A 12,342-nucleotide genomic window follows, 5' to 3' on the forward strand; every position below is an offset into this window, starting at 1 on the left:
TGTCAAGAAAAAAAGTGGTGTTTGCGACGTGTAACGGCGCGCTTGGATTGGTGTTTCAGTGAGGCGCTTGAGCACTTGACGAGAAGTTGTATCTACAGGATGATGCGTGAAAGGTCGCGTAAACTCATAACAAACATAATAAGCAACGCCCTACACCATGCGTAAACCAACAAAGAGTAGTGTCGTGAGTCAAGCGGCTGCTGAACAACAAGATGGGAACACCAGCGAACGCTCCAAATGGCGTATCGTTCGTTATGCTGTGGTCTTGCTATTCATCACTTCGGCGCTGCTGTATGCCGTCTATTTAGTGGTCGATAGTGAGCGCCAACAGCAACTCGAGATTGAAAAACGCCGCGCCGTCGAGCAACTCACGGCCATGCGTGGTCGGCTCGAACAACGCATTCTCGCCAATACGCTTGTGCTACGAGCACTGCGTCCAGAAATTCTTTGGCAAGACACCCCTGACCGATTGCGCTTGCAACGCCTGATGGATGAATTCCTCTCGACTGACCTAGATATTGAACATCTCGCACTCGCTCCAGATCTGATCATTCGATTTGTGTATCCATTGGCTGGCAATCAGTCCGCTTTAGGTTTTAATTACCGCACTTCAGCAGCGCAGTATGGCGATATCCTTCGTACCATTGCCGCGCAAGATATTACGATGGTTGGACCCATTCAATTGGTACAGGGCCGTGATGCTTTTGTCGCCCGGATGCCGGTATTTGATGAAGAAGGCGAACTGTGGGGGGTGACCTCCTTGGTTATCAACCCACAACATTTATTGGATGGCGTCGAGTTTAGTCAGCATCCCGAGTATGTGTTTGCGTTACGTCACAAAATGGAAGATGCCGATAACGTTGCCACGGCATTCGCGGGGCCAAATCTGATTTTTAACAAAGATGCCATGATCACTGATGTTCGCATACCGCGAGGCATGTGGGAGTTGGCCGCATATCCACGCAAAGGCGCATGGGTTGATGCACCACAGTCGTTCTTCCTGCATTGGTCCATTGGTATTGCGCTAACCGCTTTTATTATCGCGTCATTTATGGTGCTGATGATTACCCAACAACGGTTACGCCGAGCAATCAAGACGATTGCGTTTCAGGCACGTTTCGATCCGCTCACGGAATTGCCGAACCGAAATTACTTCCAGCAGCAATTGGACCGCGTAATTCGTACCTCTATTCGGCATGAACAGCAGTTTGCGGTGCTCTTGCTCGACCTCGACCATTTGCGCGAGATCAATGACGCATTAGGCCATGACATTGGCGATGAATTGTTGAAGAACGTCGCCAGTCGTATTCGGCAAAGTATTCGTGCCGATGATTTGTTGGCACGGATTGGTGGTGATGAATTCGCGATTGCACTGCGTGCTCTGGAGGATGCTTCACAAGCCGAAGCGCGGGCCAAAGTGATCATGAGTGATTTGTTGAACACGCTCGACATTGAACACAATCATATCAATATGACCGCCAGTGTCGGTATTGCGATGTTCCCAACCGACGCTACCGACGTGCAGACCTTGGTCAAGCATGCCGAACTTGCCATGTATGCAGCCAAAACCACCGGTTCGCTGAGTGTTTACTTCTTTGATGAACAGTTACGGCAAACCACTGAGAAGCACATTGCTCTTCATCACCAGATCATCCGTGGCTTAGAGGAAGGTCAGTTCCGCGTTTACTACCAGCCGGTTATTGATACGGCGAGTCATAAGATGACACGTTGTGAAGCATTGATTCGGTGGGAGCATCCAGAGCGTGGCATGGTATCGCCAGCAGAGTTTATTCCGATTGCGGAAAAAACCGGTGCGATTATAGGTTTGGGTGAGTTTGTCATGCAGCAAGTGGTAAAAGATTGGAAGTACTTTGCTGATGACAATCTCGATGTGACGATTGCGATTAACCGCTCACCCCGTGAATTCAATGACCGCGAGGCAGCTGATCACTGGCTCGAAATTTTGAAACAAAGTGGCATGCCAGCGGACAAGCTGATGATGGAAATCACCGAGTCCATGTTGATGCGCAATAAGGAACGGCAGTTTATGAATCTGCGTAAACTGCGCGATGCGGGTGTACATCTGGCTATCGATGATTTCGGTACCGGTTATTCAAGCTTGAATTACCTACGCTCGTATCCCATTGATGTAATCAAGATTGATCGCAGCTTCTTGCAAGATGTGCCGTATCATGGCCAACAAACGGCTTTAGTTGAAGTATTGATCCGTATTGCCCATACGCTGAACATGCAAGTGATTGCAGAGGGTGTCGAGACCGAAGCCCAGGTGGATTTCTTACGTGCGCAAGAGTGTCACTATCAGCAGGGCTTCTTCTATGGCCAAGCGGTGCCGCGCGATGAGTTCTTGAAAATGGCGCACAGCTTCAACCAGACCAAAGGCAAGCTGAAGAAAAGTTAGAAATGGGGAGCCAGCCGATAAGCCGGGTTCTGTCGAGGACAATCATTCGTCTAGCCACTAGGTCACCCTAGCGTTCAAGCAGTCTACCCGGGTTCAACGCGGGCCGCGCCAATGAACCCCTATTTGACCTTGCTCCGGGTGGAGTTTACCGTGCCACGAACTGTTGCCAGCCGCGCGGTGCGCTCTTACCGCACCCTTTCACCCTTACCTGATCCTGCTTGCGCAGGCCATCGGCGGTTTGCTCTCTGTTGCACTAGTCGTCGGCTTACGCCGCCCAGGCGTTACCTGGCACCCTGCCCTATGGAGCCCGGACTTTCCTCCCCCTAGCAGTTTCCCACTAGGCAGCGATTGTCTGGCTGACTCCCGCGGCGGATTCTACGCTTGATCGGCCTCTAAAGCCAGTTGATAGAGTGCGTTTTTGCGCACGCCGTGAATTTCGGCGGCGAGCGCCGCGGCCTTTTTCAGCGGTAGCTCTTTTCGCAGCAGTTGCAAGGTGACGAGTGCTTGTGGATTCAAGTCGTCGGCAGCAACAGGCTCGGCACCGCCCAGCATTAGCACCATTTCGCCACGTTGTTGATTGCTATCGGCTAACACTTGCTCTTCGACCGTGGCAATGGTGCCATGTAGGTAAGTCTCAAACTGCTTCGTGAGTTCGCGTGCCATCACCAAAGGACGTTCGTCACCAAACACAGAGCGCAGATCCGCCAACGTATGCGTGATACGATGCGGTGACTCATAGAACACTAAGGTGCGGACTTCTGCCGCAAGCTCTTTTAATTTAGCCCGTCGCTGCTGTGGCTTGGCTGGCAAAAAGCCCTCAAAGGTGAAGCGATCGGTCGGTAGTCCTGCTGCAGACAGTGCGGTGGTGATAGCACAAGCTCCTGGCAGCGCGCTGACGCGGATATTTGCTGCACGACACTGTTGCACCAAGACATAGCCTGGATCACTGATGAGCGGCGTCCCAGCGTCACTGATGAGTGCCAATGACTCACCGGCTTGGAGTCGTTGAATTAATAATTGCGACTTGTTGCGCTCATTGTGTTCATGCAATGCAATCATCTCTGCTTTGATACCGAAGTGCTGTAATAGCTGTCCGCTATGGCGAGTATCTTCGGCAGCGATAGCAGCAACATCTCGTAAGACTTGAATTGCACGCTCGGTAATATCGCCCAAGTTACCAATGGGTGTGGGCACAATAAAGAGCGTCCCGTGAGTCGAAGTAGACATGTTAACCCCTAGTAAAGACGGCACTGCGCGTTGTGTCAGGTCACGCGTACGTTTATAGTATGGCCATTCAGGCAAGCGATAAGTTGGATGCTATTGTGCCAAATATTTACTCGGCAAAGAAGCTGTTGATTGTGATCACTGTGCTGACGCTCAGTGCCTGTGCATCTGGACCGCGGCAAGTAGATTCCTCGCGGAAGCCAGCACAACCTGCTGTCACCGACGTTGCGCCACAAGTTGGCATTAGTGATCAACGCAGTAGTCGCGAATGGTTAGAGCTGGCTCAGCAAAGCGAAGGTGACCAACGCAACGAGGCGCTGCTCAACGCGGCAGCTCAGTTCCAGCGCGCTGGTCAATGGCAGCATGCGGCAGCTGTATTAGCGCAGTCGCAAAATCACATTCCGAATAGTGAATTGACGCAAGCACACCTGCATTTGCGGCAGTACTTATTGGCGCAGCAAGCCGCGCATGAAAGTGAATGGCAGCAAGTGGATCTGTTTCTCCGCCCCTTGCTCACTCCAAGAGTAAGTACCCACTTCGGTGATGAAGCACTGCAACTCGCTATTCGGAGTCAGCTCGCACAAGATCGTTGGGACCAAGCTTCTGTCTATCAATTGCAACGGTTAGACCGTGGCGATATCGCTGCCGATGACATTGACGCAGTATGGTCATTGCTCCAGCATGTGCGCGAACCCGAAACGCTCGACATCGTCGAGCCGACCCAATTGACTCGCGGTTGGCAACAGTTGTTAGTGACTTTGCATCAGGCGGCAGCTGACCCCAGCACTGGTCAGTCACTCTGGCAACGTTGGTTAGCGCAATTTGAACAACACCCAGCCACCAACTTGGCGGAAGGATTACTGGAGGAAGCCAGTAAACGGGCGCCACAAAAAGCACTGGTGTTGCTGCCCTTAACGGGTCAATTTGCCGAGCAGGGACAGGCAGTTCGCGACGGCATGATCATGGCATTGGCGCAACGACCGGAACTTGCTGTCACTATTGTCGATACACAAAGTCTCGATTTCGCAACCATTCCTGAGCTGCTGCAACAAAAGCAAGCCGATGTATTGATAGGACCTCTGCTGAAGGACAACATTGCACGGGTGGATGCCAGCGCATTGCCGGCGCAATTACAATGGCTGACGCTCAATGAGCCGACCGGCAATTTGACGGTGTCTCTGGATCGGCAGCGGTTTTACGCGTTAGATACGGAAACCGAGGTGCGTCAAGCCGCACAACACATTCATGCCTTGGGCCATCGATCGCCATTGGTGTTATTTCCGCAATCCACTCGGGGTGAATCACTCAGCCAAGTGTTTAGTGACACCTGGACGCAGTTACAGGACAGCGGCAGCTTAAGCTTCGGCACCTATCAAACACCTGATGACATGAAAGCAACGGTGCAAAGTCAGCTCGGGGTGACTCAGAGCGAAGCGCGTATTTGGCAGGTTAAAATTGCTGCGGGCAAAATTATTGTCGATTCCCAAGCACGCAGCCGCGCCGATATCGATGCGATTTATTTAGTCGGTGGTATTGAGCAAACGCGTTTGCTGAAGCCGTTTATTGACGTCAACATTGCGCCATTCATGCAACCCATTCCGGTGTATGCAAACTCTGGCAGTCACACCTTACGCAATGACCTGAGCGAGAATGACCTGGATGCCGTTCATTTTACCGATGCGCCTTGGTTGCTCCCTGAACATCCGCGGCATCAACAGCTGGAGCAATTGATTGAGTTGCGCAAGCATTGGGGCCACAACTTGGCACGCCTCGCTGCCTTTGGTCATGACAGTGTTCTGTTGACCCAGCAAGGGTATTGGTTAGCGGCATTGCCGGGACTGACCGTTGATGGGTTGACTGGTGCATTGCGCTTAGATACGAATCGGGTGCTCCGTGAGTTGCAATGGGCGCGCTACGATGGTCATCGTGTGGTTGCCGATAACGAAGCTGCAAATTAGTTTTGGTCGAGACCCAAACTCACGGCAAAAAAGGCTTCGGGAATCAAGGCGAGGCGCAAGCTATCTCACACTTGGAAGCGCATGATTTGCGTTTGGTCGCGCAAAATTATCGCTGTGATCACGGTGAAATCGACCTCATCATGCAGCACGAACAAACCTTAGTGTTTGTTGAAGTGAAACACCGCAGTGATGAAAATTTCGCAACGGTCGTGGAACAAATTAGTGCTGCACAATGTCGACGTATACGACGCGCAGCGCAGTATTTTTTAATGTCGCAGCAGCTCGATGAACACCGCGTGCAGATGCGCTTTGATGTTGTGGCTATTGTTGATAACCCAACCCAATTGCATTGGCTGGTTGACGCGTTCTAACCGTTGGCCGATACCCAGAAAAGCATAACAAGGACTCCATGATGCAGGACTCTGTAAAAGGTATTTTTACCGAATGTATTCAAACGCAGATCGCCGCTGCTGATCAATTACAGGAACCCTTATTGCGTGCCGCAGAGTTACTTGTCGATACGCTGCTCAATGGACGGCGCATTTATTGCTGTGGTGAGAATATGGCTCACGCGAGTGCACGACATTTCGGCCACATGATGCTGACTGGCCTGAACTTTGAGCGTCCACCTTTTCCTGTGACCGCGTTGCATGCCGACTTTGGCGCGAAAGAACACGAAGCCATTTTTGCGCAGCAAATTCTTGCCGCTGGTCAAGCCGCTGATTTACTCATTGTATTGAGTTCTGGTGCACAAGCGCCGCGCGTCAGTAAAGCGATGGAGGCAGCCGTTGCACGCAACCTGTTTATCATCGCGATTACCAGTGATGCCGATACCGATGTTGCCGGTTTACTCGGTCCTGATGATGTGGAAATTCGCATCCCATCACGCAACACCGCGCGCGTCAGCGAACATATTTTGCAACTCGTGAATATGCTCTGCCATCTTGCTGAACAACATATATTCCCGCAGGAGTTAGACGAATGAATATTTTGCAACGAACAACATTAGTTGCCGTATTGACCCTATCGTTGAGTGGCTGCGCAGCGGCGCTTGTTGGTGCGACTGCTGTGGGTATTGCATCGGCGAGCGATAGCCGCACGGTTGGCGCGCAAGTCGATGACCAAGCCATCGAGGTGAAAGCCATTACCGCTCTGCAACGGGAAGACAAGCTTGATGCGGCCCGTATTCAAGTGGTCTCGTTTAATCGCTCAATTCTGTTGATGGGACAAGTGGCGAATCGTAATTTAAGCGACCTCGCGGCCAACACGGTCCGTTCCATTGATGGAGTGATTCGGGTTCACAATGAGATTCGAGTTGGCGACGTGATTGGTGTCCAAACCATTTCCAAAGACACCTGGATTACCAGCAAAGTTAAAGCTCAACTGCTTGCCAATAAAGAGGTGGAAGGCTCACGCGTCAAGGTTGTCACCGAGAATGGCGAAGTCTTTTTGATGGGTATCGTGAGTCGTGCTGAAGCACAAACCGCTATCGATATAGCACGCAATGTGAATGGCGTGACCCGCGTTATCGACGCCTTCGAAGTCCGCTAATCTTGCATGGTGCCAATTTGGCACCATTTTATCCAATCTGTGCTATGCTTTTAATTGGTGCCAAATTGGCACCATTTCAATTAATGGTGGCAATGATGAACAATAATCTTGAGCGCGACCGAATTACAGCGCGCATACCGAAGCACATCAAAGATGATATTCAGGCGGCCGCTGACATGGTCGGTTCGCAACTCAATGACTTTATAGTTCAGGCCGCTCTCCAAAAAGCCCAAGAAATTATTGCGCGAGATAAATTAATTGAGTTGACGGTCGAAGACAGTAAAGTTTTCTACAACGCTATCGACAACCCCGACGAACCGAACGCAAAACTCAAAGCCGCAGCGGCTAGAGCTCGGAGCCAGGGGCTTGCTTAAAGTCAGTCTTCTTAACCGAACCTTCGAGCGGGATGCCTTTGATTGTGGCTCAGCTGAACTGAATCTCTTTCTGCGCAACATTGCTTTTCAGGCACAGCGCCGGTCGAGTTCAAGAACCTATATTTTGCATTCAGAATCACAACCACAAAGTATTTTAGGCTTTTATACTTTGACCCTATGTACCGTCACAGCAGCACAGGTACCCTCACCATTTGACCGCCGCTATCGCCCGCAAATGCCAGGCGTCAATCTGGCACGATTAGGGATTGATAAACACCATCAAGGTCAGGGTTTTGGCGGTTTACTACTCATGAATGCATTAAAGAATTGTCTGAAGATTGCAGATATTGCGGGCGCAGCAGCATGCTTTGTTGATGCAAAGCTAGGTGCTCGTGACTTCTACCTCAACTACGGTTTTATTGCGCTGACATCTGACCCCAATCGGCTATTTCTACCAACTGAATCTATTCGTAAGCTATTTAACGACTTTGAGGTGTGAGGTTTTGCGCTTCGATTTGCTGGACTGTTTGTTGGAAGCTTCAGGAGCTGGCTCAACCGCAGGCGGTGCACCAGTCGCAGTAGGCTCATCATCATCGGTCAGGCTGATATCACGCTCTTCCGAATAGTAAGCTTCTTCTTCAAACAGAGTGCCGGCACCATTTTCTCGAGCATACAACGCCATGACGGCTGCCATAGGGGCTACGACGTGGTGAGGCTTGCCGGAAAAACGGGCGTTAAATTCGACGAACTCGTTATGCATCTGCAATTGTGCAACTGCAGTGGGTGAAACGTTCAGAACAATTTGACCGTTCTTGACGAATTCCCACGGCAATTGGCAACCAGTCACACTGGCGTTTACAACAAGATGCGGAGTCAATTGATTGTCCACTAACCACTCGTACATCGCCCGCAATAAATACGGGCGACGAGGGCTCATGGCCTGCTCACTCATCGACCTAAATCTCGCTCGATTTCAGTGAGTGATTCTTGGAAAGATTCGCGCTCAAATACACGTACCATGTACGCTTTAACCGCTTTAGAGCCAGTACCATCAATGGTGATGCCGTAGACCGGCAAACGCCACAACAATGGTGCTAAGTAACAGTCGACTAGACTGAACTCTTCGCTCATAAAGTATGGCGTGTCCGCAAAAATTGGCGCCAGTGCCAAAATACCTTCGCGAAGCTCTTGGCGAGCCGCCTCAGCACCTTTGCCACCAGCCATAATTTTGTCAGCAAGCTCATACCAGTCACGGTCAATACGGTACATCATCAAACGACTAGTACCGCGTGACACTGGGTAGACTGGCATTAATGGCGGATGCGGGAAACGCTCATCAAGATATTCCATGATGATGTGGGCGTTATACAACACCAACTCACGGTCCACTAACGTCGGCAGTGCATCTGCGTATGGGTTGAGCTGCAGCAAATCTTCCGGGCGATTGTCAGGGTCGACAAAAGTGATCTCAACCCCAACGCCCTTCTCTGCGAGCACGATACGAACTTGATGACTGCGTAAGTCATTTTTACCTGCGTACAAGGTCATCACTGACCGCTTGTTTGCCGCAACCGACATTTTATTCTCCATAAAATTACTTCAAGTCTCGGAAGTACTCACGTTTCAACAACCACGCGAGAATTGTAAAGACCAGTATGAACCCGAATACATACCAACCTAAGCGACGCTGTTCGAGCAGCATAGGTTCACCGGTATAGACCAGGAAATTGGTTAAGTCGAGCATGGCTTGGTCATACTCTGCTGGGCTCAAAATGCCGCTGCCGTCAGATTTAATACCGACGTAGACATCTTTCATTTCGCCATCAACCATGCGTTTTTCATGCGTTTTGCGTGGCACGCCTTGCAGTTCTTGCAAGACATGCGGCATACCGACGTTCGGGAACACCGCATTATTGACGCCAAACGGACGCGACTCGTCCACATAGAACGAACGGAAGTAGGTGTACAACCAATCGGCTCCGCGGACGCGAGCGACCAACGTTAAATCAGGTGCTGCAGTACCGAACCAAGCACCTGCGGCTTCAGTTGGCATCGCGTTGGTGATCAAGTCACCAGGTTTCTCACCCGTAAACTGCAAGTTTTCTACGCCCAGTTCTTCCGGAATTTCTAAATCGCGGAACGTGCGGTTGTAGCGTTGATACTGCATTGAGTGACAACCCAAACAGTAGTTCATGAACAATTGCGCACCACGCTGTAACGACGCTTTGTCGTGTAAGTCGATCTCCGCCTTGTCGAGTGGGACCGTTGGACCCGCAGCGAAAGCGGCTGCGGTCCAAAGTGATGCTGCGGTTAACAGAGTCGCTTTAAGAAATGATTTCATCACTTGGTAATCCTCTCTGGTACGGGCTTCGTGTTCTCGTTCTTACTGTAGAACCACAGGAAGATAAAGAACGCAAAATACAAGAAGGTGAAGACACGGGCGAAGAAGGTATAGACCTCAGTCGCAGGCTTCAGACCCAAGTAACCCAGCGCAATAAAGCTGATCACAAACAACGTCAGGTTGATTTTGTGGAACGTGCAACGATAACGAATCGAACGAACACGGCCACGATCAATCCACGGCAGCAAGAACAAGAAGACAATAGCGCCAAACATCAAGATAACGCCTAACAACTTGTCAGGAACCGCACGCAAAATTGCGTAGAACGGTGTGAAATACCATACCGGAGCAATGTGCTCAGGTGTCTTCAATGGATTCGCCGCTTCAAAGTTTGGTGGCTCTAAGAACAGGCCGCCCATAGCTGGAGCGAAGAAAATCACATAGCAGAACAAGAATAAGAAGATACCGATACCGATCAGATCTTTCACCACGTAGTAAGGGAAGAAAGGAACCGCATCGACCACGTCATACTTCTTCGTGAAGCGCTCGTGGAATGTGAACTTCGGCTTCTCTGACTCTGGAATCGTGCCTTTCTTCTTCTTGATATCAATACCTTCAGGGTTGTTTGAGCCAACCTCATGCAAAGCAATGATGTGCAGGAATACTAGAATGACGAGTACCAAAGGTAACGCAATAACGTGCAGTGCGAAGAAGCGGTTCAACGTTGCGCCAGAAATAACGTAGTCACCACGAATCCACAGCGTTAAGTCGTCACCGATAATCGGAATTGCACCGAACAGTGAAATGATAACCTGTGCACCCCAGTACGACATTTGTCCCCAAGGCAGCAAGTAGCCCATAAAGGCTTCAGCCATCAGCACCAGGAAGATCAACATACCGAATACCCACAGCAATTCGCGTGGTTTCTGGTAGGAGCCGTACATCATGCCGCGGAACATGTGCAGATAGACGACCACAAAGAATGCCGAGGCACCGGTGGAATGCATGTAGCGCAATAGCCAACCGTAATCAATGTCACGCATGATGTATTCAACTGACGCGAACGCACCTTCAGCAGAAGGAACATAGTTCATAGTCAGCCAAATACCGGTCAGGATTTGGTTTACCAATACCAGCATGGCGAGCACGCCAAACAGGTACCAGAAGTTAAAGTTTTTCGGCGCAGGATACTGAGCAAGGTGGATATTCCACGTTTTCGACAGTGGGATGCGCTCATCAAACCAAGCAATTAGTTTACTCATTATGCTTGCTCCCCATCTTCACCAATGAGAACGACGTTGTCATTCACATAATAATGTGGGGGTACGACCAAGTTGTATGGTGCAGGTACACCCGAGAACACGCGTCCTGCGATATCAAACTTAGAACCATGGCATGGGCAGAAGAAACCCGCTTCAATGCCTTCAACCTGCTCACCGAAATCGGTTTCTAAGTACTGTGGAGAGCACCCTAAGTGGGTACAAATACCAACCGCGATGAAATATTCATCTTTGCGCGACCGGTAGAGATTGCTCGCATATTCAGGTTGTTGTGGTTCTTCTGAATTTGGATCGCGGAGTTGGTCCGCTAAGCCTTCAAGGCTGGCTAACATTTCCGGAGTCCGACGGACGATCCAGACTGGCTGGCCTCGCCATTCGTTCCGAATCAATTGACCCGGTTCCATCTTTCCGATGTTCACTTCCACAGGGGCACCCGCGTTTTTCGCTTTTTCACTCGGGTTCCACGATGCAATGAAAGGAACAGCAACACCCACCGCGCCAGCTGCTCCCACGACGGAAGTCGCGACAGTCAGAAAACGACGGCGGCCTTTATCTACAGGCGCATTGCTCATCCACTTACTCTCCAGTTTGGACGCTTCATGGAACATAGCCATGAAGTCAGTAATTAGCTGCTGCGTTGATTCGTACGTACAGCAAGTGCTTCAAATCTATATACGAACTATCGGCAAAAAAAGCCTTCAGATGATAAAGAAATGACCTGATTTTTACAAGGATAAACGCAAAAAACCCGACACGAAGGCCGGGTTTTTTTGAACTGCGAAACAGTTTCGGCTGCGATTAACGCTTCGAGAACTGTGGACGCTTACGTGCTTTGTGCAAGCCGACTTTCTTACGCTCAACTTGACGTGCGTCACGAGTTACATAACCCGCACGACGTAAATCGCCACGTAAAGCTTCGTCATATTGCATCAACGCACGAGTAATACCGTGACGAACTGCACCGGCTTGGCCGCTAGAGCCGCCGCCAGCAACGGTAATGTACAGATCGAATTTTTCGATCATCTCAACCAACTCAAGTGGCTGACGTACAACCATGCGCGCAGTTTCGCGACCAAAGTATTCTTCTAAGGTGCGGTTGTTAATGCTGATGTTGCCGCTGCCCGGACGCAAGAAAACGCGTGCAGTAGAGCTTTTGCGACGACCAGTACCGTAGTATTGATTCTCTGCCATTTTC

General features: G+C 50.5%; 14 protein-coding genes and 1 other RNA gene. 7 read left to right on the top strand and 8 right to left on the bottom strand.

Features of this window, described 5'->3' with window-relative positions; all coding sequences use genetic code 11:
* Window positions 1-184: 184 nt before the first annotated feature.
* The gene (locus ACN0S4_RS04290) at window positions 185-2,419 is read left to right on the top strand and encodes a putative bifunctional diguanylate cyclase/phosphodiesterase (RefSeq protein ID WP_417656471.1); all 2,235 of its coding nucleotides are present in this window, start codon (window positions 185-187) and stop codon (window positions 2,417-2,419) included.
* 2 nt (window positions 2,420-2,421) lie between these two features.
* Here the strand turns inward: ACN0S4_RS04290 and rnpB are convergent.
* Both rnpB and rsmI read right to left on the bottom strand, forming a co-directional pair.
* Window positions 2,422-2,783: RNase P RNA component class A (rnpB, locus tag ACN0S4_RS04295), an RNA gene on the bottom strand.
* 11 nt (window positions 2,784-2,794) lie between these two features.
* On the bottom strand, window positions 2,795-3,646 hold the full coding sequence (gene rsmI, locus ACN0S4_RS04300) for a 16S rRNA (cytidine(1402)-2'-O)-methyltransferase (RefSeq protein WP_417656472.1): 852 nt from the start codon (window positions 3,644-3,646) through the stop codon (window positions 2,795-2,797).
* 59 nt (window positions 3,647-3,705) lie between these two features.
* On the opposite strand from rsmI, the gene ACN0S4_RS04305 reads away from it, so the two are divergent.
* The 6 genes from ACN0S4_RS04305 to ACN0S4_RS04330 all read left to right on the top strand — a co-directional run bounded on the left by ACN0S4_RS04305 (window position 3,706) and on the right by ACN0S4_RS04330 (window position 8,025).
* Window positions 3,706-5,601, top strand: a complete 1,896-nt coding sequence (locus tag ACN0S4_RS04305) for a penicillin-binding protein activator (RefSeq protein ID WP_417656473.1) — start codon at window positions 3,706-3,708, stop codon at window positions 5,599-5,601.
* A 2-nt stretch (window positions 5,602-5,603) separates the two neighbouring features.
* Window positions 5,604-5,972 carry a YraN family protein gene (locus ACN0S4_RS04310; RefSeq protein WP_417656474.1) on the top strand — a complete coding sequence of 123 codons (369 nt, stop codon included), beginning with the start codon at window positions 5,604-5,606 and terminating at the stop codon, window positions 5,970-5,972.
* A gap of 38 nt (window positions 5,973-6,010) precedes the next feature.
* Window positions 6,011-6,586: an SIS domain-containing protein gene (locus tag ACN0S4_RS04315; RefSeq protein WP_417656475.1), complete on the top strand. Its 576-nt coding sequence runs from the start codon at window positions 6,011-6,013 to the stop codon at window positions 6,584-6,586.
* On the top strand, window positions 6,583-7,152 hold the full coding sequence (dolP, locus tag ACN0S4_RS04320) for a division/outer membrane stress-associated lipid-binding lipoprotein (protein ID WP_417656476.1): 570 nt from the start codon (window positions 6,583-6,585) through the stop codon (window positions 7,150-7,152). The genes ACN0S4_RS04315 and dolP overlap by 4 nt, the downstream gene beginning before the upstream one ends.
* Window positions 7,153-7,244: 92 nt before the next feature.
* Window positions 7,245-7,526 (top strand): DUF1778 domain-containing protein, encoded by a 282-nt coding sequence (locus ACN0S4_RS04325; protein ID WP_417656477.1) that lies wholly within the window; start codon window positions 7,245-7,247, stop codon window positions 7,524-7,526.
* Entirely contained in the window at window positions 7,519-8,025 is a 507-nt protein-coding gene (locus tag ACN0S4_RS04330; protein ID WP_417656478.1) for a GNAT family N-acetyltransferase, read from the top strand. Before ACN0S4_RS04325 ends, ACN0S4_RS04330 begins: the two co-directional genes overlap by 8 nt.
* Here the strand turns inward: ACN0S4_RS04330 and ACN0S4_RS04335 are convergent.
* From ACN0S4_RS04335 to rpsI, 6 genes are all read right to left on the bottom strand, one after another.
* Complete coding sequence (locus ACN0S4_RS04335; RefSeq protein ID WP_417656479.1) at window positions 8,002-8,463, bottom strand: ClpXP protease specificity-enhancing factor; 462 nt, start codon at window positions 8,461-8,463, stop codon at window positions 8,002-8,004. The genes ACN0S4_RS04330 and ACN0S4_RS04335 overlap by 24 nt on opposite strands.
* A gap of 11 nt (window positions 8,464-8,474) precedes the next feature.
* Complete coding sequence (sspA, locus tag ACN0S4_RS04340; RefSeq protein ID WP_417656480.1) at window positions 8,475-9,104, bottom strand: stringent starvation protein SspA; 630 nt, start codon at window positions 9,102-9,104, stop codon at window positions 8,475-8,477.
* A 16-nt stretch (window positions 9,105-9,120) separates the two neighbouring features.
* Entirely contained in the window at window positions 9,121-9,867 is a 747-nt protein-coding gene (locus ACN0S4_RS04345) for a cytochrome c1 (RefSeq protein ID WP_417656481.1), read from the bottom strand.
* Window positions 9,867-11,129, bottom strand: coding sequence for a cytochrome b (locus ACN0S4_RS04350; protein WP_417656482.1), 1,263 nt, complete (start codon window positions 11,127-11,129; stop codon window positions 9,867-9,869). The genes ACN0S4_RS04345 and ACN0S4_RS04350 overlap by 1 nt, the downstream gene beginning before the upstream one ends.
* Window positions 11,129-11,719: a ubiquinol-cytochrome c reductase iron-sulfur subunit gene (gene petA / locus ACN0S4_RS04355; protein WP_417656483.1), complete on the bottom strand. Its 591-nt coding sequence runs from the start codon at window positions 11,717-11,719 to the stop codon at window positions 11,129-11,131. Before petA ends, ACN0S4_RS04350 begins: the two co-directional genes overlap by 1 nt.
* Before the next feature lie 226 nt (window positions 11,720-11,945).
* Complete coding sequence (gene rpsI / locus ACN0S4_RS04360; protein ID WP_417656484.1) at window positions 11,946-12,338, bottom strand: 30S ribosomal protein S9; 393 nt, start codon at window positions 12,336-12,338, stop codon at window positions 11,946-11,948.
* Window positions 12,339-12,342: the final 4 nt, after the last annotated feature.

The sequence above is a fragment of the Pseudidiomarina aestuarii genome, from assembly GCF_048263735.1.
Classification (GTDB): Bacteria; Pseudomonadota; Gammaproteobacteria; order Enterobacterales; family Alteromonadaceae; genus Pseudidiomarina; species Pseudidiomarina aestuarii_B.

What these genes read in the sequence shown, in the direction of transcription:
- rsmI (WP_417656472.1), bottom strand. Translation starts at nt 3,646, where the DNA reads ATGTCTACTTCGACTCACGGGACGCTCTTTATTGTGCCCACACCCATT.
- ACN0S4_RS04305 (WP_417656473.1), top strand. Translation starts at nt 3,706, where the DNA reads ATGGCCATTCAGGCAAGCGATAAGTTGGATGCTATTGTGCCAAATATT.
- ACN0S4_RS04315 (WP_417656475.1), top strand. Translation starts at nt 6,011, where the DNA reads ATGATGCAGGACTCTGTAAAAGGTATTTTTACCGAATGTATTCAAACG.
- dolP (WP_417656476.1), top strand. Translation starts at nt 6,583, where the DNA reads ATGAATATTTTGCAACGAACAACATTAGTTGCCGTATTGACCCTATCG.
- ACN0S4_RS04325 (WP_417656477.1), top strand. Translation starts at nt 7,245, where the DNA reads ATGATGAACAATAATCTTGAGCGCGACCGAATTACAGCGCGCATACCG.
- ACN0S4_RS04335 (WP_417656479.1), bottom strand. Translation starts at nt 8,463, where the DNA reads ATGAGCCCTCGTCGCCCGTATTTATTGCGGGCGATGTACGAGTGGTTA.
- sspA (WP_417656480.1), bottom strand. Translation starts at nt 9,104, where the DNA reads ATGTCGGTTGCGGCAAACAAGCGGTCAGTGATGACCTTGTACGCAGGT.
- ACN0S4_RS04345 (WP_417656481.1), bottom strand. Translation starts at nt 9,867, where the DNA reads ATGAAATCATTTCTTAAAGCGACTCTGTTAACCGCAGCATCACTTTGG.
- ACN0S4_RS04350 (WP_417656482.1), bottom strand. Translation starts at nt 11,129, where the DNA reads ATGAGTAAACTAATTGCTTGGTTTGATGAGCGCATCCCACTGTCGAAA.
- petA (WP_417656483.1), bottom strand. Translation starts at nt 11,719, where the DNA reads ATGAGCAATGCGCCTGTAGATAAAGGCCGCCGTCGTTTTCTGACTGTC.
- rpsI (WP_417656484.1), bottom strand. Translation starts at nt 12,338, where the DNA reads ATGGCAGAGAATCAATACTACGGTACTGGTCGTCGCAAAAGCTCTACT.